28 protein-coding genes and 1 pseudogene are annotated in these 22,803 nt (G+C 38.4%); 14 read left to right on the top strand and 15 right to left on the bottom strand.

What is annotated here, in order from left to right:
* The first annotated feature begins 82 nt into the window (after positions 1-82).
* Together EZY12_01955 and EZY12_01950 are read left to right on the top strand one after the other, a co-directional pair.
* Positions 83-499, top strand: a complete 417-nt coding sequence (locus EZY12_01955) for a XisH family protein (protein ID QSX68495.1) — start codon at positions 83-85, stop codon at positions 497-499.
* Positions 487-822 carry a XisI protein gene (locus EZY12_01950; GenBank protein QSX68494.1) on the top strand — a complete coding sequence of 112 codons (336 nt, stop codon included), beginning with the start codon at positions 487-489 and terminating at the stop codon, positions 820-822. Before EZY12_01955 ends, EZY12_01950 begins: the two co-directional genes overlap by 13 nt.
* 254 nt (positions 823-1,076) lie before the next feature.
* Here the strand turns inward: EZY12_01950 and EZY12_01945 are convergent, their stop codons facing one another.
* The 4 genes and pseudogenes from EZY12_01945 to EZY12_01930 form a co-directional block, all read right to left on the bottom strand.
* Positions 1,077-1,550 (bottom strand): DUF4281 domain-containing protein, encoded by a 474-nt coding sequence (locus EZY12_01945; protein ID QSX68493.1) that lies wholly within the window; start codon positions 1,548-1,550, stop codon positions 1,077-1,079.
* A 1-nt stretch (position 1,551) separates the two neighbouring features.
* A complete protein-coding gene (gene cobW, locus EZY12_01940) occupies positions 1,552-2,601 on the bottom strand; it encodes a cobalamin biosynthesis protein CobW (GenBank protein QSX68492.1) in 1,050 nt (349 codons plus the stop codon).
* A gap of 143 nt (positions 2,602-2,744) precedes the next feature.
* A complete protein-coding gene (locus tag EZY12_01935; GenBank protein QSX70477.1) occupies positions 2,745-2,951 on the bottom strand; it encodes a DUF559 domain-containing protein in 207 nt (68 codons plus the stop codon).
* Positions 2,952-3,128: 177 nt separating this feature from the next.
* Positions 3,129-3,695 (bottom strand): annotated as a pseudogene (locus EZY12_01930) (pentapeptide repeat-containing protein).
* 298 nt (positions 3,696-3,993) lie between these two features.
* On the opposite strand from EZY12_01930, the gene EZY12_01925 reads away from it, so the two are divergent.
* The 5 genes from EZY12_01925 to EZY12_01905 all read left to right on the top strand — a co-directional run bounded on the left by EZY12_01925 (position 3,994) and on the right by EZY12_01905 (position 6,271).
* A complete protein-coding gene (locus EZY12_01925; GenBank protein QSX68491.1) occupies positions 3,994-4,449 on the top strand; it encodes a hypothetical protein in 456 nt (151 codons plus the stop codon).
* Positions 4,449-5,237 carry a DUF1828 domain-containing protein gene (locus tag EZY12_01920; GenBank protein ID QSX68490.1) on the top strand — a complete coding sequence of 263 codons (789 nt, stop codon included), beginning with the start codon at positions 4,449-4,451 and terminating at the stop codon, positions 5,235-5,237. The genes EZY12_01925 and EZY12_01920 overlap by 1 nt, the downstream gene beginning before the upstream one ends.
* Positions 5,238-5,268: 31 nt before the next feature.
* A complete protein-coding gene (locus EZY12_01915) occupies positions 5,269-5,607 on the top strand; it encodes a XisI protein (protein QSX68489.1) in 339 nt (112 codons plus the stop codon).
* Between the two features lie 26 nt (positions 5,608-5,633).
* Positions 5,634-5,948: a type II toxin-antitoxin system HicB family antitoxin gene (locus tag EZY12_01910; GenBank protein QSX68488.1), complete on the top strand. Its 315-nt coding sequence runs from the start codon at positions 5,634-5,636 to the stop codon at positions 5,946-5,948.
* Between the two features lie 71 nt (positions 5,949-6,019).
* Entirely contained in the window at positions 6,020-6,271 is a 252-nt protein-coding gene (locus EZY12_01905) for a UPF0175 family protein (protein ID QSX68487.1), read from the top strand.
* Between the two features lie 60 nt (positions 6,272-6,331).
* Here EZY12_01905 and rdgB read toward each other — a convergent pair whose 3' ends face one another.
* The 3 genes from rdgB to EZY12_01890 all read right to left on the bottom strand — a co-directional run bounded on the left by rdgB (position 6,332) and on the right by EZY12_01890 (position 8,210).
* Complete coding sequence (gene rdgB, locus EZY12_01900) at positions 6,332-6,910, bottom strand: RdgB/HAM1 family non-canonical purine NTP pyrophosphatase (protein ID QSX68486.1); 579 nt, start codon at positions 6,908-6,910, stop codon at positions 6,332-6,334.
* A 55-nt stretch (positions 6,911-6,965) separates the two neighbouring features.
* Positions 6,966-7,574 carry a Uma2 family endonuclease gene (locus EZY12_01895; GenBank protein ID QSX68485.1) on the bottom strand — a complete coding sequence of 203 codons (609 nt, stop codon included), beginning with the start codon at positions 7,572-7,574 and terminating at the stop codon, positions 6,966-6,968.
* A gap of 342 nt (positions 7,575-7,916) precedes the next feature.
* Positions 7,917-8,210, bottom strand: coding sequence for a hypothetical protein (locus EZY12_01890; GenBank protein QSX70476.1), 294 nt, complete (start codon positions 8,208-8,210; stop codon positions 7,917-7,919).
* An 868-nt stretch (positions 8,211-9,078) separates the two neighbouring features.
* Between EZY12_01890 and EZY12_01885 the strand changes: the two genes are divergently transcribed.
* Complete coding sequence (locus tag EZY12_01885; protein ID QSX68484.1) at positions 9,079-9,270, top strand: hypothetical protein; 192 nt, start codon at positions 9,079-9,081, stop codon at positions 9,268-9,270.
* Positions 9,271-9,315: 45 nt separating this feature from the next.
* On the opposite strand, the gene EZY12_01880 is transcribed toward EZY12_01885, so the two are convergent.
* The gene (locus EZY12_01880) at positions 9,316-9,486 is read right to left on the bottom strand and encodes a hypothetical protein (protein QSX68483.1); all 171 of its coding nucleotides are present in this window, start codon (positions 9,484-9,486) and stop codon (positions 9,316-9,318) included.
* 248 nt (positions 9,487-9,734) lie between these two features.
* Here EZY12_01880 and ald point away from each other — a divergent pair, with 248 nt between their 5' ends.
* The gene (gene ald / locus EZY12_01875; GenBank protein ID QSX68482.1) at positions 9,735-10,826 is read left to right on the top strand and encodes an alanine dehydrogenase; all 1,092 of its coding nucleotides are present in this window, start codon (positions 9,735-9,737) and stop codon (positions 10,824-10,826) included.
* A 91-nt stretch (positions 10,827-10,917) separates the two neighbouring features.
* Here the strand turns inward: ald and EZY12_01870 are convergent, their stop codons facing one another.
* Entirely contained in the window at positions 10,918-11,307 is a 390-nt protein-coding gene (locus EZY12_01870) for an MAPEG family protein (GenBank protein QSX68481.1), read from the bottom strand.
* A gap of 97 nt (positions 11,308-11,404) precedes the next feature.
* On the opposite strand from EZY12_01870, the gene EZY12_01865 reads away from it, so the two are divergent.
* A complete protein-coding gene (locus EZY12_01865) occupies positions 11,405-12,196 on the top strand; it encodes an ATP-binding cassette domain-containing protein (GenBank protein ID QSX68480.1) in 792 nt (263 codons plus the stop codon).
* A 50-nt stretch (positions 12,197-12,246) separates the two neighbouring features.
* The gene (locus EZY12_01860) at positions 12,247-13,662 is read left to right on the top strand and encodes an MCE family protein (protein QSX68479.1); all 1,416 of its coding nucleotides are present in this window, start codon (positions 12,247-12,249) and stop codon (positions 13,660-13,662) included.
* Positions 13,663-13,750: 88 nt separating this feature from the next.
* On the opposite strand, the gene EZY12_01855 is transcribed toward EZY12_01860, so the two are convergent.
* Positions 13,751-14,047 (bottom strand): DUF3288 family protein, encoded by a 297-nt coding sequence (locus EZY12_01855; protein ID QSX68478.1) that lies wholly within the window; start codon positions 14,045-14,047, stop codon positions 13,751-13,753.
* A 244-nt stretch (positions 14,048-14,291) separates the two neighbouring features.
* Between EZY12_01855 and EZY12_01850 the strand changes: the two genes are divergently transcribed.
* Complete coding sequence (locus tag EZY12_01850; protein ID QSX68477.1) at positions 14,292-16,742, top strand: ATP-dependent Clp protease ATP-binding subunit; 2,451 nt, start codon at positions 14,292-14,294, stop codon at positions 16,740-16,742.
* A 705-nt stretch (positions 16,743-17,447) separates the two neighbouring features.
* Here the strand turns inward: EZY12_01850 and EZY12_01845 are convergent.
* The 5 genes from EZY12_01845 to EZY12_01825 form a co-directional block, all read right to left on the bottom strand.
* A complete protein-coding gene (locus EZY12_01845) occupies positions 17,448-17,633 on the bottom strand; it encodes a DUF2283 domain-containing protein (protein QSX70475.1) in 186 nt (61 codons plus the stop codon).
* Between the two features lie 190 nt (positions 17,634-17,823).
* Positions 17,824-18,087, bottom strand: coding sequence for a hypothetical protein (locus tag EZY12_01840; protein QSX68476.1), 264 nt, complete (start codon positions 18,085-18,087; stop codon positions 17,824-17,826).
* A 255-nt stretch (positions 18,088-18,342) separates the two neighbouring features.
* Positions 18,343-19,218: a DNA-formamidopyrimidine glycosylase gene (locus tag EZY12_01835; protein QSX68475.1), complete on the bottom strand. Its 876-nt coding sequence runs from the start codon at positions 19,216-19,218 to the stop codon at positions 18,343-18,345.
* 115 nt (positions 19,219-19,333) lie between these two features.
* Positions 19,334-19,567, bottom strand: coding sequence for a photosystem I reaction center subunit IV (locus EZY12_01830; protein QSX68474.1), 234 nt, complete (start codon positions 19,565-19,567; stop codon positions 19,334-19,336).
* Between the two features lie 211 nt (positions 19,568-19,778).
* Positions 19,779-20,363, bottom strand: coding sequence for a PAP/fibrillin family protein (locus EZY12_01825; protein ID QSX68473.1), 585 nt, complete (start codon positions 20,361-20,363; stop codon positions 19,779-19,781).
* 670 nt (positions 20,364-21,033) lie between these two features.
* Here EZY12_01825 and EZY12_01820 point away from each other — a divergent pair.
* Together EZY12_01820 and EZY12_01815 are read left to right on the top strand one after the other, a co-directional pair.
* Positions 21,034-21,270, top strand: a complete 237-nt coding sequence (locus tag EZY12_01820) for a DUF3134 domain-containing protein (GenBank protein ID QSX68472.1) — start codon at positions 21,034-21,036, stop codon at positions 21,268-21,270.
* A 291-nt stretch (positions 21,271-21,561) separates the two neighbouring features.
* The gene (locus EZY12_01815) at positions 21,562-22,662 is read left to right on the top strand and encodes a phospho-N-acetylmuramoyl-pentapeptide-transferase (GenBank protein QSX68471.1); all 1,101 of its coding nucleotides are present in this window, start codon (positions 21,562-21,564) and stop codon (positions 22,660-22,662) included.
* The last annotated feature ends 141 nt before the right edge of the window (positions 22,663-22,803 follow it).

The raw sequence follows: 22,803 nt of genomic DNA, 5'->3' as shown, positions 1-22,803 counted from the left end.
ATTAATTATATAGGGTGATTTATCTCACCCTATAATTATAATTTGTATTAACCGCATAGATTGGATTTAAGATTAACTAGAAATGCCAGCCAAAGATATTTATCACAATACAGTTAGAACTGCGTTAGAAAAAGATGGATGGATAATTACAGATGATCCCTTTAAACTAAAGTGGGGGTTACGAGAATTATTTGTTGATTTAGGGGCAAAAAAATTACTAGCTGCTGAAAAAGCAGAACAAAAAATTATTGTAGAAATTAAAAGTTTTATTAGTCCATCTGCGATAGCTGATTTACAAAATGCACTAGGACAATATCTTTTATACACAGACATTCTAGAAGAAAGTGCAAACGAATATTTACTATATCTAGCTATTCGTGAATCAACATATAAAGAAATTTTTTCTGAACCTATTGGTACATTAGTTTTGAAAAAACATAAAATCCACTTACTTATTTTTGATCCCAACCAGCAGGAGATTACACAATGGATAGACTAAATGGATATCAACAAATTATTCAAAAAGTATTAACTGAATATGCAGAAATTCCTTATCACTACAGAGAACTAAAAACAGAATTAATTATTAGTAAAGATGATAAAGATTATTTATTAATAACTTCTGGTTGGGAAAAAGATGTGAGAGTTCATGCTTGTATTGTCCATATACAAATTATTGATAATAAAATTTGGATTCAAAGGGATGGAACAGAAGATGGAATTGCTAACGATTTAGTTAGTGCTGGTATTCCTAAAGATCAAATTGTTTTAGGCTTTCATCCTTTGGAAATTCGTCCTTATACAGAATATGCTGTTAGTTAAATTAATAAAGGTTTAGCATTGCTCATTGGTGTCAACTTAAGTTAAAAATGGCTTATCTGTTTGCTTCCACACCCGCCCAGAAATGAATTTCACAGGCTTTTAGCCAAAGTAAACTAAAGTTTACTAAACAATTTTCAGGTTCTTTAGTCATCTTTAGATGACTTCCGCTATTAGACTGGGAATTCATTCCCAGTCGGGCTATGGGTTTTACGTTAAGTTGACACCAATGAGCATTGCTAAACCTCTACACTTATTTAATTCACAGCAGCTTTTTCTGCGACTTTCACACCTTCAGAACCTTTAGAACCTTTAGAAAAGGCTTTTGTAATCCAATAGGTGAAAATATGAGAAAGCACACCTATTGGACCCGCGAATAAACACAAAGCTAGAGAATGAATTGTCCAAATTCCGGTTTTTTGTCCTTCCCAATAAATCCATCTACCGACAAATAAATCCATTACCAGAAAATGAATCCAACCTGTAGCAGCAGCAGTTTCATTACTGAAGAATCTGGCTATATCTGCTAATTGAGGATTTGATAAAGCAGCGGCGTTTTCTGGAGTAATGCTAGTAACGAATAAATACACATAAGCACCAGCTAAAACCACAAAAGGTAGATAAGATTCCATTACCTTGCGAGTGACATTCCAGTTAGGTAACAAAATCATCAAAGCCCAAAAAGGCAAAACCAAAAGATTGGCAAAATTAAATAAATCTGCGATATTCATATTACAAAGCTACTAATTGAGATTCTATTACTGAAGATTGTAAATTACGACCGATAAAAACTAAACTGGTTTGTTTTGCTTCTTCTAGTTTCCAAGGACGATCATAAAATTTATCAAATCTATTTCCCACACCTTGCATAACTAACCGCATCGGTTTATTAGCAACTGCCACAAAACCTTTAATCCGGTAAATTTCCTGTTCTTGTGCTAGTTTTTCTAATGTTGCTTGGAGCTTGTCTGGGTCAAATGTCCGGTCTAAAATTACGTGAGTAGAGTTAATTTCATCATCATGATCATGGTCTTCTTCTGTATCATGATGACTAGGACGAGAATCTAAATTATCTTCAACTGCGGCTGCAAATCCTAATAATATAGATGGGTCTAATTTACCATAATCACTAGAGACTATTTTCACAACTCTCGGTAATTCATGCTTGACTAATTCTAAAACTTTTGCTTGAGTTTCACTATCAACTAAATCAGTTTTATTCAAAATTACTAAATCAGCACAAGCAAGTTGATCTTCAAACAATTCTTGTAATGGGGTTTCATGTTCTAGACTATCATCTTCTTGGCGTTGGGCAGCGATCGCATCTAAATCACTAGCAAATGTCCCTTCCGCAACCGCAGCACAATCTACCACTGTAATTACTGCATCTACTGTAGCAGCATTGCGGATTTCTTGCCAACGAAAGGCTTTAATCAAAGGTTTTGGTAATGCTAAACCAGAGGTTTCAATGATAATACAATCAATGCTATCTCGGCGTTTGATTAATTCCCGCATTGTCGGATAAAATTCCTCTTGAACGGTGCAGCATAAACAGCCGTTTGTCAGTTCAAATATATTAGTTTCTGGATTTGCTTCTGTTTCATCTTCGGGGCAAATTTGACAGGATTTTAATAGTTCTCCATCTATCCCCAGTTCGCCAAATTCGTTGACTAATACTGCTATCCGTCGTCCTTGGTTGTTTTGGAGGAGGTGACGGATAATGCTGGTTTTACCGCTTCCTAAGAAGCCTGTGATCACGGTAACGGGGATTTTTGTAGCCATGTTTTCTGTGTGGTTTAATCAATTAATTGTACACTATTTGCAAAATAATAATTAATTACTCTCTTTTCGTTGGAAGAATATGGAGTAAATGAACCACGAAGGCGCGAAGTACACGAAGGAAGAAAGGAAGAAGGAAGGAAGTTTTAAGAATATCCAATTTCTATCATTTTGAAAAATTCCTGGACTACTTCATCAGGATTGTTATAACATCTTTCAGAATCAAATCTTTCTACTACTTTGATACCGTTTTTCTTAAAAATGCGTTCTCTTTCTTGTTCTTCTACTCTGCGTTCTGCGGTGTGAAATGGTCCATCAACTTCTAAAACTCCCCATTTACCGTTATAACAAATGAGGAAATCAGCTTCTTTATTTTCTCTACCTTTGGGTGTGGTAAGTCGTGCTAAGGAGTTGGGTACAAATAAAACTCCAGTTCTGTCTAATGCTTCAGCAATTTTGATTTCTGTTTTTGAGCGGAAGCGTAGATTTTCCCATGTGTGAATTGTTGAGTTTGAATAAAATTGAACTCCTTGGTTATTAATATTATTATCATTTTGGGGAGTTTTGCTTAAAATTAAGTCTGTATTTTCTAGAATTTTTTTATATAAACTGGCAAATTCTCCAGGTAAAAAATTACCATTTCTGGGTCGTCTTTCTGTCTTTTTCTCATCAAGATAAACATATTCACAAATAACTTCATTCAGGTTTGTTTCACTGTTAATATGCCAATCTTTGATACAAGCACCTGTCAAATTTGCATTGTTAAAATTTGTCCTGATTATTCGGGACATAAATAAGTTAGCCCATGTCAAGTTAGCCCCTGTCAGGTTAGCCCATGTCAGATTAGACCATATCAGGTTAGCCCCTGTCAGATTAGACCATATCAGGTTAGCCCCTGTCAGATTAGCCCCTGTCAGATTAGCCCATATCAGGTTAGCTTGATACAAATTAGCTTGATACAAGTTGGCAAATGACAGGTCAGCTTGATAGAGATTAGCAGAACTGAGGTCAATTATCACACCTGAATTTTCACATCTCCACTTATTCCAAGCCTCTAACCCTTGCCTCAGTATTGCTAAATGCTCTGGATTTGCCATAATCTAGTTTTTATACCTAAAATTGCCAATATTCGGATTTTAACCTAATTTCATTAGAGAACTCCACAAAAAAGATTATCCAATTTTGTGGGATGGGCATCTTGCCCGTCCTTGTATTATTAGCGGGCAAGATGCCCGCACCACAAGAAATTTTGGGATATTTTTTTAATTGGAAGTCTCTTAAGCTCAGAATGCAATAAACAAAGTTTAATCAAAATAGCGATCGCATTTAGCATTAACCAGATTTTTCAAATGTTTTATATGACACAATAATTTATGTTGTGTTTTTTGGCTACTGATGTTAACTCAAGCAGAATTTGAGGAATTTATAAATGATACGACAAAACAAATTGATGGTAATATTTTATGGATTGAAGATGAAGACCATTCTCCTGCTGTAGAATTTCGTGTTGAACTTACCTCAAATCCTGACTATCCCATTTTCGTCAAAGGTAGTTATAACCCCCTAACAGAAAAACTCACCTACGCACTCATCCATCGCGCTGCTGGTAGAATATATGCTTTGGATTTAGGACAAGATCATAAAAATCCTGATGGAAACCTAGTAGGAGAAAAACACAAGCATCGCTGGAGAGAGCCGTATCGAGATAAAGAAGCTTATGTTCCAGAGGATATAACTGCTCCTGTCACCGATCCAGTCAAAGTATGGCAACAGTTTTGTCTAGAGTCGAAAATAAAGCATAATGGAATTATGCAAGATCCACCGCCATTACAGTTAGATTTATTCCTCTAATGTTAACCCCTTGCCAAGAAATTGCCAGAACGATTGGAGAGTTGTTTACCTGTTCAACGGTCAACGACTATATCCGTATACGTACCCCATTACTTTATCCTGATGGTGACGTTATTGATATATATCTAAAGGAAAAAGAGGGACAATATATCTTGACAGATTTAGGTGAAACTTTACGCTGGCTACGGATGCAAACTATATCTGAGAAAAGGTCAGAAAAGCAAGAAACGCTAATTCAAGATACTCTATTAACTCATGGTGTTGAAAGATATAAAGGAATGTTAATAATTAGAATACAAGAAAATGAAAACTTAGCTTCTGCTGTCACAACTTTATCGCAAGCAGCATTTAGAGTTTCTGATATTTGGTTTACATTTAGAACTAGAGCTTTTGAGTCAATTATAGAAGAAGTAGCAGAATTTTTAACAGAGAAACAAATACCTTTTAAACAAAATAAGAAATTTGCAGGACGTTCTGGGCGTTCTCGAAAAGTAGATTTTTGCACCGAATATCGCCAACAAACATCATTAATTGATGTACTAAGTACAGCAAGTGTGACAGCAGGTAATAGTAGGGCTGATAATATTTTTACTGTTTGGTCAGACCTTAGCTACCTTCAAGAAGGAAATTACAAATTTATTTCATTATTTGACGATACCATAGACATTTGGAAACTTGAAAATATTACTCTTCTAGAACAAGTGTCTAATGTAGCATACTGGTCGCGCAAAGCTGAATTTCAAGAAATGCTCCTTACAAACAATACCCCATCACTTCCTCAAACCTAAAGCCAAAAGAGGGATAGGAGGAAATAGTACAATGGATACCAATTTAAAATATCAAGAAATCATCAAAAGCATATTAACAGAAACCGCCAAATATCGCGCTTCTATACCTGATGGTTATAACTCCCAAGTTTTATTTGATGATGAACATGGGCGTTATTTAGTTTTAGATATTGGTTGGAGTGATGATCAATATCTACATACCACACCAATTCATATAGATTTAATTGATCATAAAATTTGGATTCAATATGATGATACAGAAGAAGGTATTGCAAATGATTTCATAGCAGCAGGCGTTCCTACACAGGATATTGTACTTGGTTTTCGCCATCCTAAAATCAGACCATATACAAACTTTGCTGTTAGTTAATAGTTCATTTTTTTATCAGCAAATTCATGAAATTGATAAAACCATCCCTAGAATACTATTTAAACCTTCAATATCCCGTCACTCTTTACCCTGACGTAGAACAAGGTGGATATGTAGCAGAAATAAAAGATTTACCTGGATGTTTCACTCAAGGAGAAACCCTAGAAGAGACAATGACAAATATCAATGAAGCGCGGGAATTGTGGATAGAAACAGCTTATGAAGCGGGGGATAATATTCCTTTACCCAGTGAAAAAGATATCATAAATGATCCACTAGCTGAGTTTATTGGTTTGGTAGAAAATGGGAGTTTAGCCCAAAATATAGATCAAGAATTATAAGAAACTATGAACAAGACACTTTTACAACAAAATTAAATTAATATATATCTGTCACAATCAACCATATTATTATGACTAAAGTAAACCTAGACTTACCCCCTGAAGTATTTTCAGCCCGTCGTCTTTCCCCAGATGATTTTGTGCGTGATATGCGCCTAGCAGCAGCTATATTTTGGTATCAAAAAAACGAAATCTCCCAAGAAAAAGCCGCACAAATAGCAGGATTAAACCGCCGTGATTTTATTTTAGCCCTTTCTCGTCAGCAAATAGATGTGTTTTCTGTAGACTTTGATGATTTACAAGAAGAGTTAAATCGTGTCTGAAAAATCACTGTCCTAATTTATCTAACAATTGTTGAGACAGAGGGTTAAATTCTCAATTTGTCAACTCACAACTTTTATTAACTGGGGAACTAAAGCTTTCAAAGCATTACCACGATGACTAATTGATTTTTTCAAATCCGTCGTCATTTGGGCAAAAGTTAATTGTTTCTCTGGTACATAAAAAACCGGATCATAACCAAAACCACCATCTCCAGAAGGTGCAAACAAAATTTCACCGTGACAAATACCCTCAGATTGAATTACTATTTCTCCTTGAGGATTTGCAACTGCGATCGCACACACAAATTGAGCTTGGCGATTTTCCTGATCACCTAATTCTCTTAATAACCTCTCAATCCTTTCTGTATCCGTGTTCCCATAACGCGCAGAATACACACCCGGCGCACCATTGAGGCCATCTACCTGTAAACCAGAATCATCAGCGATCGCCCAATTACCTGTAACTTTCGCAATTTCTGAGGCTTTCAGACAAGCATTTTCCGCAAAAGTTTCTCCTGTTTCTTCTACATCCAAATCTTCCGGTTTTAAAGCTAATTCCCAACCAGAATCAGCCAAATAAGCTTGCATTTCCCGCAATTTACCGGGGTTTCCTGTCGCTACTACAAGTAATTTATTCATTGGTCATTTGTTATTTATTAGTTATCAGAAAATAAATAAAATTCAGAGATTTTATTTATTCTAAATTTTCAGAGAAATTGATTTTTTTATATAATTGCTTTAAAGACAATTTTACATTAATTGATGACATATTTATCATAGCATCTTCTGTTTCATACTCTGTCAAAATCCATTGATTTTCTGAAGTTTTAACATATTGCATCACATAATATTGGGTTTGGTCAATTAAAATATATTCTTTAAATTCGGGAATTGAGCGATAATAAAGAAATTTATCACCACGGTCATAATCTTTTGTTGATTTAGATAAAACTTCCGCAATTAACAAAGGATTCGTAACTATTGTCGTATTTGTGCTGTAATAAACAGGTTGACCCTCAATTACCATGACATCTGGATAAGTAAATTCCCGATAACGTGGTATCCACAATTTGACATCACCAATATAAATTTCATAGTTTAAATCATTTAATGCTACATTCAAGCCAGTTGCTAAATTTAATGCCAGTTTATTATGTTGTGTTGTTCCACCAGTCATAGATATAATTTCTCCATCTCTATATTCATTTTTATAATCAGCTTTTTCTTCTAATTCTAAATATTCTTCAGGAGTATAGTAAGCAGTGACCACTTTGATTTCTTGGGTAGTAGTTTGTAGTTTCATAGGTCTATTCAGTAATAGTTACTAATTGAATTTTACTAGATTTTGAATAGTATAAATTTCTCGTGCTGAACCACAGTTAAAGACTACAAGAAATCATCAATGATATTTGAAAAATTTTAGCTCTTGTAGGGTGGGCATTGCCCACCAAAACCCCTGAACGGTGGGCATTGCCCACCCTACAGTTCTAATTTTTATATTAAAATTACCACTAGCAAGAGAGTTTATCTGGATTAATAGCGATAGCGAAGCGCGACCTAGGAATCGCATTTACCCAATAATTGAATAGATACAACCACAAATACCATTAATACCAGAGTCTTATCTTCTGTCTCTATCTATACATCACTGACGGGGTTTCTTCTTGGAAACCTTTAATACAGGCAAAGGATCAGCAGAAGACTGAGGAGGTAAATAATATTGCACAACAGGCTCCTCTGGTAAAGACGGACGTTGCTGCATTCGCCATAATCTAAAGACGAGAGCTATTCCGGCTGTTCCCAAACCAAAGGTGAAAAGTGACCAACTATCATCCAAACCACCAATCAACGCATCCATTATTCCCACTGTTATCAATACGCTAATGATGGGTTCTTTGCGGTAGGCTGACTTTAAAAAACGAGGTAATACAGCATTCATCACAGCTTACTTAGTTCCACTTATATTTTTTGTATAGATTTGCTCAGAATATTCTAACTCCAACTTGATTCCTTGCACTAATGGCAAATAATAACACAAATAATTGTAGTTTCTTTGAGCAAAAAAGGGAGTACGGTAATTAACACCTATGGAAATAAGTTTAAACAATAAATTCAGAATACTCCATACTGGATAGAGTTTCAGCTATTCCCCCAACTATACCACATATACCAGCCAGCGATAGGTAAACTATAGAGTTGAGAGGTTACATAACGAATACCCAAGTCATCTACTGATAAAACATAGCGATCGCTTATTAAACATCTCCAAAAAAAAGAATAGATATTAGGACTTACGCCGAATATAAATTATCAATCCTGTTTATCGGGTCATCTTCAACACGCTCTTAGCAATGGGCAAAAAACAACGGCTTTGGCAAGTTCATTTTCCTAACCTATAGCGGTTATCGCCCTTGATGCAAGGAGAGAAGAGGGCGCAGGCCCTGCGCCCCTACAAGTAAAAAACGATTCATTGATAACGGAAAAATCAAGTCCCCTCCCTTAGCAAGGGGAGGGTTAGGGAGGGGTAAAACAATGATAACGGGAAAATCAAGTCCCCTCCCCTTAGCAAGAGGAGGGTTAGGGAGGGGTAAAACAATCTTTAGTACAACATAAGAGACTTGTTCATTCATCCTCTAAGAGAACTTAAATTAATAACGCCTTAATTTATTCTTAAATTTAACAGACTACTATTAAAGGCTGGCAACATAATTTTGCTTTTTAAAACAGTTGAAAAAAGAACATATATTTTAATAAAAATTCGATCTTCTTGGCAATGGATTAGTGGAATTACCTGTGGATTAGTAACCTTGAGTGGTGCTTCCAACATTTGGGCGGTGCAAAACTCACTATCAAAACTCTTTAAACTTATACCAAATGCAACTGGTAGTAGCGACGTTAAGAAAGATACTACTAATGGTTGGAGTGCTGGCAAAACCTTGCGTTATCCTGGTGGCAGTGGTGCGCCAGATCCAGAAGAGCCGGCATTGATCATCATTTAACTTGTAGGGTGGGCATTGCCCACCTTACTTAGAGGCTTCTACTGTTTAAGTTAAACCCAGCCATGCAATTACACCTTGATTGGTAACATATTCGATTACCACCATTAAAATAAAGCCAATCATAGCGGCTCTACCATTTAAACGTTCAGCATATTCATTAAATCCAAACTTGGGTTCTTCTAATTTAGGGGTAATGGTTGGTTGTTGTTGTGTCATAATCAGTAATTCCTTTCTAGTAATTCGCAAACAAAGATTTACAGGGATTTTTGGAAAAATTGCTGGGGATGGCGATCGCTGCTTAACAATTTTTAATTATTCTTTATCTATTGTAAGAACACTGGCGAATTAGTCAAGATGTAGTGTGAGGGAGACTAAAAATTTTGCATTTTGAATTACTGAATACGGAAATAATCAGCTAGGTACTGGCACGCTAAAGTGAAACAATAAAATATTAGAGGTTATCAATGGAAATTGGTGTTCCCAAAGAAACTAAAGATCAAGAATTTCGGGTCGGTTTAAGTCCTTCCAGTGTTCGGGTATTACGAGAAAACGGTCATAATATTTTTGTAGAAAGTGAAGCGGGTACGGTTGCGGGATTTACTGATGAAGATTACCGCAATGCTGGAGCAGAAATTGTCAATACTGCCGATGCTACTTGGAATCGAGAGTTAGTTATCAAAGTTAAAGAGCCTTTAACAAGTGAGTATAAATTCTTGCAAAAAGGACAATTGTTATTTACTTATTTACATTTAGCGGCAAATCGTCAACTAACAGAACATTTAATTGATTGTGGCACTTGTGCGATCGCTTATGAAACCGTAGAACAACCAGGAGCAAATAAACTCCCCTTACTCACCCCCATGAGTATTGTTGCTGGTCGGTTAGCCGTACAATTTGGGGCAAGATTTCTAGAAAGTCAACAAGGAGGAAGAGGCGTACTTTTAGGCGGTATACCCGGAGTTAAAGCAGGTCAAGTCGTGATTCTAGGCGGTGGTGTAGTGGGTACAGAAGCCGCTAAAATCGCTGTAGGTATGGGTGCAATGGTGCAAATATTAGATGTCAACGTTGAGCGTCTATCCTACCTAGAAACCCTCTTCGGTTCGAGAGTAGAATTACTTTACAGCAACTCTGCCCATATTGAAGCCGCAGTTAAAGAAGCCGATTTACTCATTGGTGCAGTTTTGATTCCTGGTAAAAAAGCTCCGATTTTAGTATCTCGTGCATTAGTTAAACAAATGCGTCCTGGTTCAGTGATTGTAGATGTCGCTGTTGATCAAGGTGGCTGTGTTGAAACACTACACCCCACATCCCACACTAAACCAGTGTACATTGATGAGGGAGTAGTGCATTATGGCGTTCCTAATATGCCAGGAGCAGTTCCTTGGACATCAACACAAGCTCTCAACAATAGCACATTACCCTATACTGTCCAGTTAGCAAATCTGGGACTTAAAGCTTTAGACATTAACCCAGCCTTGGCCAAAGGTTTAAATGTCCAAAATCATCGGCTTGTACATCCCGCTGTCCAAGAAGTTTTTCCTGATTTAGTTGGGTAATTGGTAATTGGTAATTGGTAATTGGTAGAACTCTTACCCATTACCCATTACCCATTACCCATTACCCATTACCCATTACCCATTACCCAGTTTATTTCACCATAGATAAAATAATACCAACTAGCGAACCGAGAATTAGTACGATACTGCTCAGAGAACTAATTGCAAAACCTGGACCGCGTTTTTCTGCTGCTATATAATATCCCCAAGCGTAAGCAATCCTTCCTACTACCCAAGCTGCACCAAGCGCAGAACCCCAAATAGGATTAACATAAATAGAAAACAACCATAAAGCCGGGATAAATAAAGCAAGCTGTTCTAAGGTATTTTGTTGTACCCTTAGCACACGCTCAAAATCCAGGTTTCCTGTAGTTTGCGGTACAGGAACTTGATATTTAAATCTAGCTCTACCAACATTAATTGTAACTACAAAATATAGTAAAAGTGCGGAAACAGTGACTAAACTGGGATAAGGTGACATAAACTTTAGTAAAATTGCAAATTAGCTTTATTTACAAAATATTATAGGTGACAGGTGATCAGTGACAGATGAAAATTTGATCAATTACCAACCAGCAATGACAGAACCATTAGAACCATTAATTGAATTAAGAGGTATTTCTAAAACCTTTGGTAACAACAAGGTTTTAGACAATGTTGATTTAAAAATATACCGAGGACAAGCATTAGGAATTATTGGCCCTTCGGGAACTGGTAAATCAACAGTTTTGCGGATTATAGCCGGATTGTTAAAACCTGATGAGGGAGAAATTTATATTCAAGGAGTCCGCCGAGAAGGTTTAATTGAAGATGCTGCCGATCCTGTAGGTATTGGCATGGTATTCCAGCAAGCAGCCTTATTTGATTCCTTGACAGTCGAAGAGAATATCGGATTTCTACTTTATCAAAATTCCCGATTAAAGCGATCGCATATTCGTGAACTAGTCAATGAAAAATTAGAAATGGTCGGTTTAGCAGATATTAGTCATCTTTACCCGTCCGAACTTTCTGGAGGGATGCGAAAAAGGGTCAGCTTTGCTCGGGCCATTATGTCCAATCCTCAGCGGCCTACAGACAGTCCAGAAGTTTTATTATACGATGAACCTACCGCCGGACTCGACCCCATTGCCTCAACGGTAATTGAGGACTTAATCCGCGATTTACAACACACACAAGGGGTCTGTAGTACATATTCCATAGTTACTCATCAAGATAGTACAATTCGCCGGACATCTGACCAAATAGTATTTCTTTATCAAGGAAAAGTGCAATGGCAAGGTACAGTAGTTGCATTAGATCACACAGAAAATCCTTTGATTAGACAATTTATGAGTGGAAGTGTCAACGGACCGATTCAAATAGCTGGTTAAGTATCAAATCCAAAAAAATTGTTAAGTTTAATTTGTCGGTGGAGGAATAAATGCGAGGTCTAATTAGCAGTTTCACGTCTGCACGTACATGGAGAGAAGGTTCTGTCGGATTGTTGCTCCTGCTAGGGTTAGGCGCATTTGGAGTAATTTTACTGTGGTTGAATAGAATCACCCCTGGACAAACTTCTTATAAAGCAACTATCGAATTTGCTAACGCTGGGGGAATGCAAAAGGGTTCAGCCGTGCGTTTTCGTGGTGTAAAAGTAGGGAGTATTACCAATGTTAAAGCTGGTTCTAATGCAATTGATGTAGAAATTCAAATTAACTCCCCTGATTTGATAATTCCCAGCAATGCACTCATTGAAGCCAATCAAAGTGGATTAATTAGCGAAAATATTATTGACATTACCCCAAAAGGCGATTTACCTCCTGGGAGTGTGTCTGCTAAACCCCTAGATAAAGACTGTAATCGCAGCCTAATTATTTGTAATGGTTCTCGCTTACAAGGTGTAATTGGGATCAGTGTTGATGAACTGGTGCGTCAATCATCTAATTTTGCGGCTCAATACAGTAACGAAAAGTTCTATAAAAATATTAATCGGACTTTAGAAACATCGGCTAATGCTGCTGCTAATATCGCCGACTTGACTAAGGATTTACAAGGTTTGAGCAAAACCTTCAAAGGACAAATAGGCGTATTCTCTGGAACTGCGGTAACATTACAACGTTCTACAACTCAATTGACTGCAACCGCTACCAAAACAGCGGATCAATTAGGTTCAACTGCAAAGGACTTTAGTACAACAGCTAAACAGGCAGGTCGCTTACTTACCAATTTAGATAATCTTGTCAGCACCAATCGTTCTTCTTTAGTTGGGGCTTTGAATAGTATGACGGAAACTAGTAACCAACTTCGTCAGACAGTAACAAGTTTATCCCCAGCAATTAATCGCTTAACTCAAGGAAAATTATTAGATAACTTAGAAACCCTATCTGCAAATGCAGCCGAAGCTTCTGCAAATTTAAAAGATGCTTCTAAAAGTTTAAATGATCCAAAAAACATTGTTTTACTGCAACAAACTTTAGATGCAGCTAGAGTAACGTTTGAAAATACCCAAAAAATTACTTCTGATTTAGATGAATTAACAGGCGATCCTAAGTTCCGCCAAAATATGCTGCGATTAGTGAATGGTTTGAGTAAATTAGTTTCTTCTAGCAAAGACATCCAGGAGACAACCAAAGTAGCTATAACTTTAGATTCTCTCAAAGCTGCTGCTAATCAATCAAAGGTAGTAATTACCGCACCTGTTCCTCAAAAACAAACTGTAGTCATCAATCCCGTACCCAAAGTCCCAGAAAAAGTAGAACAAACCCCCCAACCAATCACAGAACCACCCAATTCATCCCAAAAACAACTCCTACAGCAACTCCGCGATTATCGAGAACAGGGAACAGGTGACAGGTGACAGAGAACAGGTGACAGACCAATAACTAATGACTAATGACCAATGACTAATAACTAATAACTAATGACTAATGACTAATGACTAATAACTAATTCCAATCCTGTTCTTCTTTTTTGCCACGACTTTTGTAAATTCCGCCGATATCATGGAGTTGACGGGTTTTTTCAAATAGTTCAGTTTCCGTTAAACCCCAGCTTTGCAAAACTTTATCTAAGCCAGTTTGGATGTCTCGCGCCCCTGGAAAACCTTGATAGCGGATTTTTAGTCTAGCTAATTCTGATAAATTGTAGTCCGTTGCGCCTTGAGCGAGTAAAATATCAATAGAGGGGCGATCGCGGTTGTAGAGTGGATGTTGTTGGTCTTTACCACCAGAAGAATCTATCATAGTTAATACCAGTATTAAGTTAGCAATCCATCAACAACGGGGATCAGAAAAATCTTCACCATTGCTAATTATGCACCATTGTCTGGAGAATGACGGCAACCACGCCTTGTCACTTACGGCTCTCACTACTGCCATTCAGCTTTAAATAAAGATACATTATCTTTAAGAAAGTACAAGAAACTTTATATAAGGGTGAACTTATATCTCACCCAAACTCCAAGCAGCACGAGGGAAAGAACCCGCTATGTTTGAACACTTCACGTCCGAAGCCATTCGGGTAATCATGTTAGCCCAGGAAGAAGCACGACGACTGGGACACAACTTTGTAGGCACAGAACAAATTCTCCTGGGTTTAATGGGAGAAGGAACAGGTGTTGCTGCTAAGGTGTTAGCTGAGTTGGGTGTCACCCTGAAAGAAGCCCGTCGGGAAGTAGAAAAAATAATTGGCCGGGGTTCTGGGTTTGTCCCACCGGAAATTCCCTTTACCCCCAAAGTAAAAAGCTTATTTGAGCAATCTTTCCGAGAAGCTCATGGCCTTGGACATAATTACATAAACACTGAACACTTATTATTAGGTTTAACGGAGGCCGGTGAAGGAGTCGCCGCCAAAGTATTACAAAATCTAGGAGTGGATTTACCAGTTATCCGTTCCGCTGTTATGAGCCGATTGGGTGAAGATACAGCGGTTGTGGCTGGTGGTAGAAGTAATTCCCAGCGCAATCAAAATCTGACCATCGAGGAGTTTGGCAGAAACCTCACCAAACTGGCTCAGGAGGGCAGACTAGACCCCGTAGTTGGTCGCCAGAAGGAAATTGAAAGAACTGTACAAATTCTCGGTCGTAGGACTAAGAATAACCCAGTCTTGATTGGAGAACCTGGCGTTGGTAAGACTGCGATCGCCGAAGGTCTAGCTCAACGGATTGTCAATCAAGATGTCCCCGAAGTCTTGCTGGATAAGCAAGTCATCAGTCTGGACATGGGGTCTGTAGTGGCAGGAACTCGCTTCCGTGGTGATTTTGAAGAACGCCTGAAAAAAATCATGGAAGAAGTTCGCACCGCAGGCAACATCATCTTAGTGATTGATGAAATTCATACCTTGGTGGGTGCAGGTGGTACAGAAGGTGGTTTGGATGCAGCTAATATCCTTAAACCAGCTTTAGCACGGGGTGAACTCCAGTGTATTGGTGCTACTACCCTAGATGAATATCGTCAATACATTGAGCGTGATGCGGCACTAGAACGGCGTTTTCAGCCAATTTTGGTTGGTGAACCATCAATAGCAGAAACTATTGATATTCTCTATGGTTTACGCAGTGCTTATGAACAGCACCATAAAGTCAATATTACTGATGAAGCGGTAGTGGCGGCGGCTGAATTGGCAGATCGTTATATTAGCGATCGCTTTTTGCCCGATAAAGCCATTGACCTGATTGATGAAGCTGGTTCTCGTGTGCGGTTACGTAACTCGCGGATTGCAAATAACAAAGAACTCAAACGGGAATTAACCACTGCTACCAAATCCAAATCTGAAGCCATCAGAGTTCAAGATTTTAGCAAAGCTGGTAAGTTGCGGATACAAGAGTTGGAACTACAAACCAAACTTGATTTAGAGGAAAACCAGGAAACTGTTAACACTCCCCTAGTCAATGAAGAAGACATTGCTCAAATTGTCGCTTCTTGGACTGGTGTTCCCGTTAACAAACTGACTGAATCTGAATCAGAGTTATTGTTACATCTGGAAGATACCTTACATACAAGATTAATCGGTCAAGAACAAGCAGTTACATCTGTTTCTCGCGCTATTCGTCGCGCCCGTGTCGGCTTAAAAAATCCTCATCGTCCCATTGCCAGTTTTATCTTCTCAGGTCCAACCGGTGTCGGTAAAACCGAATTAGCCAAAGCTTTAGCGGCTTACTTCTTTGGTTCTGAGGAATCAATGGTGCGTTTAGATATGTCCGAATACATGGAAAGCCACAACGTTTCTAAGTTGATTGGTTCACCTCCAGGTTATGTAGGATACAACGAAGGCGGACAATTAACGGAAGCTGTGCGGCGCAAACCCTACACGGTATTGCTATTCGACGAAATCGAAAAAGCACATCCCGATGTATTCAATATGCTGCTGCAAATTTTAGATGACGGTCATCTCACGGATGCGAAAGGTCGGAAGGTAGACTTCAAGAATACATTAATTATCTTGACTTCTAATATTGGTTCTAAGGTAATTGAAAAAGGTGGTAGTAGCTTAGGGTTTGAGTTTGATAATGCAGCAGAAGCTAGTTATCATCGGATTCGTAACTTAGTTAACGAAGAACTCAAAGCTTATTTCCGTCCAGAATTCCTCAACCGTGTGGATGATATTATCGTCTTCACTCAACTCAACAAAGATGAAGTCAAGCAAATTGCTGAAATCATGCTGCGTGATGTTGGTAGTCGTCTCAAAGATAAGGATATCACCTTAGAAGTGACAGAAGCCTTTAAAGAGAAGGTGGTACAAGAAGGCTATGATCCTAGCTACGGTGCTAGACCATTACGCCGCGCTATTGTCCGTCTGTTGGAAGATTCTCTGGTTGAAGCTATCTTATCTGGGGAAATAGCAAATGGAGATAAGGCTATTGTGGATGTAGATGATGATGGACAAGTGAAAGTCAGGAAATCGGAAACCCGTGAGTTGCTATTAACTAACGTTGGTTAATTCGGGATTTCTACAACATTTGTAAATTATTTGGTGGGTGACTTTATTGTTAACCCACCTTTTTTTATGGTTTTTTTACGGAGGAATATAGATAATTGACACTCTCAGGGAAGACAGCCACTGAGATTCTACTGACAGAATTAGATTAAGGGTTTAGCCTAATCTAATCTCGCTGCGACCGTCAAACGCCGCCTAGACGCTCAATACAACCACCAATCAAGGTGTCGAAATTGCGCTTACTTTTATTATTTTCAGTGTTTTTGTGAGTCCATCACTAAGCCAAGATGCGGTACGCTCCACAACCTGCCATTACTTGCTCTTTTAAGTCAATACTGCCGCTAGGACTTGAACCTAACCGTTGTTTCTTATGAGCCGGGATTTCTCCGGACTAGGATGTTTCAACACGTAGATGTTTATTGTTCTTACTCACGATTTCATTCTAGCATACCACAGGGATTAAAATCCCTCGTGTCGCTTCCCTCTCACCGGCTTTAGCCACTGAGTTTCCCACTTACCGCGAGGTCTTATGAACCACGAAGGGACGAAGAAGGAAGAAGGAAGAAGGAAGAAGGAAGACTCAACACGACTTAATTATTTGATTCTATAGGTAGGGGTTTAGCAGTGCTAAACCCTTACACGTCTGGGATTTTTTTAATCTTGTAAAAGTCTATGTTTTAACCGTTTTCAGTCCAGTTAATTTTATTACTATGAGTGAAAGTTTCTAATTTTTTCGGAAGCGTTGAGAATTTCAATTCCTATAACATTACCTGCTGTATCATAATCAAGAATCACCCCAGGACTAACAGAATCACTTTCTTGAATTTCTGCTTGACTCCAACAGATTTTTAATTCATCAATCTCAGGATTATATTGACTATGTGTGTAATTTATAGATTCAGGTTTTTGTTCAGCATCTATTTTTTGTGATAAAGTAGCCACTGTTTCATTTGCAAATTCTTTATCTTTAAATTGTAAATAATTCCCTTGTCCTAGATTATATTTTGCTATAAACCGGAGAAATTTAGTAGGTTCTAAATGATTCATTAATATCATTAATGCTTCTTGAAGAATTTGTTGATCGTCAGTAGTTTTGATTTTCATTTTCTATCTCCAGAATAAAATTAATGGGGTTAACTGTTTTTACTATAGCTAAAGTCTGAGAGCGATTAATTAACCTTTTATCACAAGTAATAAAATAATTACATTTACTTATTTCTGAACAAGCAACATGGAGAGCATCTAAAGCTTTAATTCCATTTAGTTCTAGATTTGTGGCTCGTTCTTGTACTGTTATGGTTTTCGCTTGTATTAGAGTAGCCAATATCCAATATTGTGGGATGGGCATCTTGCCCGTCCTAGTATTATTAGCAACCTATTGGGACTACACCACAAAAAATTCTGGGATATTTTTTTATTTGCAAGTCTCTAATTTAAATATTCAAAGCAGCTAGGGATGCCCACTTACAGGAATTCTCGGTGTTATGAGGTACAAGAACCCCACCCCCAACCCCCTCCCCGCAAGCGATGAGGGGGCTAAGATGTACCTCATAAGAGCGGAAACCGCTGTAACAAGATTTAGACTCCTAACAGGTTATACAATTTAAATGGGAAATATAGAGGGTGGGGAAACCCTGCCCCTACTTTGACACTGAGAACAGAAATGACTAGAACGTCCACCTAATTTAATTCGCTGTATAACGTTACCACAAACCTTACAAGGTTCTCCCGTGCGGTTATAAACCCAGGCTTCACCACCATAATTACCATTAACACCTTTAACACTCAAGAAATTACTAAAAGTTGTCCCACCTACCGCAATACTCGCTGATAGAACTTCAATAATTGCCGTTCGTAAAAATTCGATTTGCGGAAGTTGTAATTCTGTACAAAGAGTAGTTGGTAAAATCCCACTTTTAAACAAAGCTTCATCTGCATAAATATTACCTAATCCTGCCACCATTGACTGATCTAATAATCCAGTTTTAATGGGACGACGGGATTTTTTTAATTTATCAGACAAATACTCAACGGTGAACTCTGGGGAAAAGGGGTCAACTGCCAGTTTTGCCAAACCTGTAATAATACTTTCTACAGCCACATCACCAGGAACATACCACATTTGCCCGAATGTGCGCTGGTCAACAAAGCGTAATTCCTGCTTTTCTCCGAAAAATAATCTAACTCTGGTGTGTTTGTGTAAAGGTTCATCTTGGGTTAACCATAATAACTGACCGGTCATTCGCAAATGCACCCCCAAATAATTGGGAGCAGGTGCGGAAAGTTCAGCTAGGAGATATTTACCACGACGATGCCAGGTAGCAATGGTATTCCCTTTAATTCTATCAATAAATTCATCAACAGAAAACGGGTAGGCGATGGTGCGTTGTAGCAACACATCTCCTCCCGTAATTTCTTGACCGAGGGTTAATTGATTTAAACCCCGGCGGACTGTTTCAACTTCAGGCAGTTCAGGCATTCAAGCAAATAATATTTTTAGGGGAAGCTGTGGTTAAAGAGAGAAAATGTGCAAGGTTTTTCCTTGACATCTCCTGCTATTATCCCATGAAACAATCCCCTAGGCGCTTGACTGTTTATTTTGCTGCTGCTGCTGGTTTTGCTGCTGGTTTCGCTTTAGGTGCTTCTACTTCGATTAACTCATCTACAGCATAGTTGGCAGTAGTGAGGTTGGAGTAGTTAACTTTGTCAAACCGGACAATTACAGGGTATTTGATGGCACTTTTTTCAACAGAAACCACTGTACCAAGATCCTGAAACCAGTAGGACTCAGGGCGGAGAACACGTACTTTAGAACCTTTTTGAACCATGATGGATCTTCCCTTTTAAAATATAAATGCCTTAATGTAGGGCTGATTGTTCTTACTTTACAGCCTGAATGTGTTTGCTTGTGGTTTTGTTAAGTTATTTGTCAAATTGGTGGGTTTTGATGGTTAATCAGTTGTTAATCTTCCTAATTCCCCCTTGACAAAGTACCCATAACAGAGTATGTTCATTCCCAAATACTTTTTGCATCATGGCTTATGTCTTACTTAATACAAAAACACTACCTTCGTTCCCCCTGGCAATACGGAGATCATCATCTATATAAGTAATATCTAGCCAACCTTGTTGTTGTTCACTTTGAATGAGAAAATCAAAAGCTGTAAATTTTTTGCCTAATTCAATTTGTTGGATCAAGTTTTCTGGTGTTGTATAGCCAATAAGCCTTTGTAAACCAATAATAGAACGTTGGAATTTTACTTGGACACGCCGCCCCGATACTGGTTCAAATTTAGCAGCAACGCTGACTAATCCTTCTAGGGAAGGAATCCCGTAAATCTCAGCTATATTGTAGATACTGTTGCTTTCTACCCGAATACATTGGTAAATTTGACCAAGTTTACAAAAGGGGAAACGATCTATCTTTAATAAAGCTTTGCTTGTGGTGTATAGTAGTCGCCAGTTGCCTTCTAGTAAATTACTAGCTGCTAATGGATTGGGTGTAGGATTAAAATCTTCTAAGTTAGCGATCGCTGCTAAGATAGCTTGTTGTTGTTGCTGATTTGCTAACAAACCGCGATTTGTGCCAACAATTAAATCTATGAGAGTTGATTTGCCTATCATTGCCCTGTACCTGGTAGAGTTTGCATGATGAAACATCATTAATAAAATATTAATGTTGTTTGTCTACGAGCATACAATTCATGAATAATGCCTTTTTGGCTACCGTTCCCTAATTAAGTCAGTAACTCAGCCCTAAAGGGACTGAGCTTGTAAGAAATTGCAAGCTGTACTGACCAGTCTAAGTCTTAACTGACTACGTTTTTTGAGTCACGACACCCTGGAATCCGAAGCTAGTTCCCTGCCCTGTCGCTTGTGATTAAACAGTTTCAAAGTCACTGAAACAGTGTTGCAAGCCTAACAAGCTCTTAAAACATTGACGAAGCTAACATTACCCCAGAAATGGGAGGCTATGAGTGAGCAAAACATTATGCGTACAGAGTTGGAAAATTTGAATCGGTAATTGTCCCGTTGAAAGTACACCACAAAAGTACCCCGAATTTCCCAACTCCAAGGCGGTAATGAAAAAATATTCAAGGCGGTTAAAACCGCACGAGTCGTTTCCCTCTCAGCACTGAAGTGTCTGAGTTTCCCACTTACCGGGTATTCTTATGAAAATTTTCTTTGATTCGGATTAAGCAATTAAAGAGTTGTATGAAGGAATAAATTAACTCGTATCAAATGATAGACTCTTAATGTCTAGTTATATAAACCCTATTGTGTGATTGCTGATATGTTAGATTCTCCTCTCCGTGAAGCCCCCCGAAACCAACGAGCATCGGTTATTCCCTTAAAACAAGAGTCTTCCATGCTAGATTGGTTGCGGCTGGGTGGCCGACTCATAGCCCGTGATATCCACGAAACAGACTCGCGGGAAGATGTAGAAGTAATATCCGATTTTCTGGGCGCAGACGACGGAATTAGTGATATTGATTATGATGATGATGATGCAGGTCCTGACGAAGACTAGCACCGCAAGGCGAAAGTCAAAAGTCAAAAGTCAAAAGTCAAAAGTCAAAAGTAATATGGCGTAAGCTTTTTGGCGATTGAGAATGGTTGTTTTATTTACTCCCTACTGTACTAGTAACCTGGAGCGGAAGTCAAAAAGAATACATAATCAGCTGGTTGTCAAATTTGGAATGGTTAGTTTATTTAGGATGCAGTGTATTAGTACACTGTATTTTAGGAGCTAGGAAAGGAAAACAGCTTTTATTGTTTTATTTAGGTTTTTTTTAAGTGTGGAGTGAAGGGACTTTTTTTTGTGGACGCTAAATTATCTCCTAATCAAAGTGTGAATTTTTCGGGAATTGGGTTGGCCTCCTTGCTGGCTCTGTTACTCAGTACGACAGCCTTGATTTTCGATTGGATGGGAAATAGGACTCCCTGGTATACTAATTCCCTTACCCTACCTCTTTTATTGTCTGCTGTTGGTGTAACAGTTCTGGGACAGTGGGTAATTCCTCTGTTACAAGCACTGAAAACGGGGCAGATTATCCGGGAGGATGGACCCCAGGCACATCTAAAAAAGGCGGGGACACCAACTATGGGGGGTGTGTTTTTTATCCCTGTAGCGGTGATAATTGCTGGCATATTATCCGATTTTTCGGAAAATGTCCTAGCGGTTTCTGCTTTAACACTCAGCTACGGTTTCATTGGCTGGATAGACGACTGGCAAATTTTGCGTCGTAAGTCTAACAAAGGAATTTCTCCAAAAATGAAGTTAGCTTTGCAAGTTATCTTTGGGGCTGTATTTTGTGGCTGGTTGATGTTTAAAGGTGATTTTAGTATAACTAATATCTATTTACCTTGGTGGGGTTTATCCTTACCTTTAGGAATGTTGTTTTGGCCTGTCGCGGGTTTTGTTCTAGTTGCCCAGAGCAATGCTACTAATTTAACAGATGGTGTTGATGGTTTAGCTGCGGGAACAGTAGCGATCGCTATTTTCGCATTAGGTGTGATTATTGCGCCAACTTCTCCCGACTTGATGGTTTTCTGTGCGGCTGTCAGTGGTAGTTGCTTAGGGTTTTTAGCCTATAATCGCAACCCCGCTAGTGTTTTTATGGGTGACACAGGTTCTTTAGCTCTAGGTGGCGCTTTAGCTGCTGTTGCACTGCTAACAAATACCTTAGTAGCACTATTTATTCTGAGTGGGATTTTCTTTGTAGAAACTCTCTCTGTTATGGCACAAGTTGGTTATTATAAAGCTACAAAAGGACCAGATGGCAAAGGTAAGCGCTTATTTAAAATGGCTCCTTTACATCATCATTTAGAATTAACTGGTTGGTCAGAGTTACAAGTAGTGGCTGTATTTTATATTATCGCTGCTTTTCTGGCATCTGTTTGTATTATGTCTATAAAATAATCAGTTTTGTTTTAAAAATAAAAATTCACAACCTCCAAATTTGGGGGTTGTTTTTGTTTTGAGATTGGGGGTTCTGTCCAGAACGTAAATTACCCCAATTCCCAATAGACATCTCCAGAAAAGAATGTAGAGCCGAGAATC

It is taken from the genome of Dolichospermum sp. DET69 (assembly GCA_017355425.1).
Taxonomy (GTDB): domain Bacteria; phylum Cyanobacteriota; class Cyanobacteriia; order Cyanobacteriales; family Nostocaceae; genus Dolichospermum.
Note: the sequence above shows the minus strand (reverse complement) of the source record. Positions and strands in the feature narration are given on the sequence as shown.

What these genes read in the sequence shown, in the direction of transcription:
- EZY12_01855 (QSX68478.1), bottom strand. Translation starts at nt 14,047, where the DNA reads ATGATAGATTCTTCTGGTGGTAAAGACCAACAACATCCACTCTACAAC.
- EZY12_01825 (QSX68473.1), bottom strand. Translation starts at nt 20,363, where the DNA reads ATGATAGGCAAATCAACTCTCATAGATTTAATTGTTGGCACAAATCGC.
- EZY12_01925 (QSX68491.1), top strand. Translation starts at nt 3,994, where the DNA reads ATGTTAACTCAAGCAGAATTTGAGGAATTTATAAATGATACGACAAAA.
- EZY12_01910 (QSX68488.1), top strand. Translation starts at nt 5,634, where the DNA reads ATGAAATTGATAAAACCATCCCTAGAATACTATTTAAACCTTCAATAT.
- EZY12_01945 (QSX68493.1), bottom strand. Translation starts at nt 1,550, where the DNA reads ATGAATATCGCAGATTTATTTAATTTTGCCAATCTTTTGGTTTTGCCT.
- EZY12_01955 (QSX68495.1), top strand. Translation starts at nt 83, where the DNA reads ATGCCAGCCAAAGATATTTATCACAATACAGTTAGAACTGCGTTAGAA.
- EZY12_01840 (QSX68476.1), bottom strand. Translation starts at nt 18,087, where the DNA reads ATGCCCATCCCACAATATTGGATATTGGCTACTCTAATACAAGCGAAA.
- EZY12_01920 (QSX68490.1), top strand. Translation starts at nt 4,449, where the DNA reads ATGTTAACCCCTTGCCAAGAAATTGCCAGAACGATTGGAGAGTTGTTT.
- EZY12_01830 (QSX68474.1), bottom strand. Translation starts at nt 19,567, where the DNA reads ATGGTTCAAAAAGGTTCTAAAGTACGTGTTCTCCGCCCTGAGTCCTAC.
- rdgB (QSX68486.1), bottom strand. Translation starts at nt 6,910, where the DNA reads ATGAATAAATTACTTGTAGTAGCGACAGGAAACCCCGGTAAATTGCGG.
- EZY12_01870 (QSX68481.1), bottom strand. Translation starts at nt 11,307, where the DNA reads ATGTCACCTTATCCCAGTTTAGTCACTGTTTCCGCACTTTTACTATAT.
- EZY12_01905 (QSX68487.1), top strand. Translation starts at nt 6,020, where the DNA reads ATGACTAAAGTAAACCTAGACTTACCCCCTGAAGTATTTTCAGCCCGT.
- cobW (QSX68492.1), bottom strand. Translation starts at nt 2,601, where the DNA reads ATGGCTACAAAAATCCCCGTTACCGTGATCACAGGCTTCTTAGGAAGC.
- EZY12_01895 (QSX68485.1), bottom strand. Translation starts at nt 7,574, where the DNA reads ATGAAACTACAAACTACTACCCAAGAAATCAAAGTGGTCACTGCTTAC.
- EZY12_01915 (QSX68489.1), top strand. Translation starts at nt 5,269, where the DNA reads ATGGATACCAATTTAAAATATCAAGAAATCATCAAAAGCATATTAACA.
- EZY12_01820 (QSX68472.1), top strand. Translation starts at nt 21,034, where the DNA reads ATGTTAGATTCTCCTCTCCGTGAAGCCCCCCGAAACCAACGAGCATCG.
- EZY12_01865 (QSX68480.1), top strand. Translation starts at nt 11,405, where the DNA reads ATGACAGAACCATTAGAACCATTAATTGAATTAAGAGGTATTTCTAAA.
- ald (QSX68482.1), top strand. Translation starts at nt 9,735, where the DNA reads ATGGAAATTGGTGTTCCCAAAGAAACTAAAGATCAAGAATTTCGGGTC.
- EZY12_01950 (QSX68494.1), top strand. Translation starts at nt 487, where the DNA reads ATGGATAGACTAAATGGATATCAACAAATTATTCAAAAAGTATTAACT.
- EZY12_01835 (QSX68475.1), bottom strand. Translation starts at nt 19,218, where the DNA reads ATGCCTGAACTGCCTGAAGTTGAAACAGTCCGCCGGGGTTTAAATCAA.
- EZY12_01880 (QSX68483.1), bottom strand. Translation starts at nt 9,486, where the DNA reads ATGACACAACAACAACCAACCATTACCCCTAAATTAGAAGAACCCAAG.
- EZY12_01860 (QSX68479.1), top strand. Translation starts at nt 12,247, where the DNA reads ATGCGAGGTCTAATTAGCAGTTTCACGTCTGCACGTACATGGAGAGAA.
- EZY12_01890 (QSX70476.1), bottom strand. Translation starts at nt 8,210, where the DNA reads ATGAATGCTGTATTACCTCGTTTTTTAAAGTCAGCCTACCGCAAAGAA.
- EZY12_01850 (QSX68477.1), top strand. Translation starts at nt 14,292, where the DNA reads ATGTTTGAACACTTCACGTCCGAAGCCATTCGGGTAATCATGTTAGCC.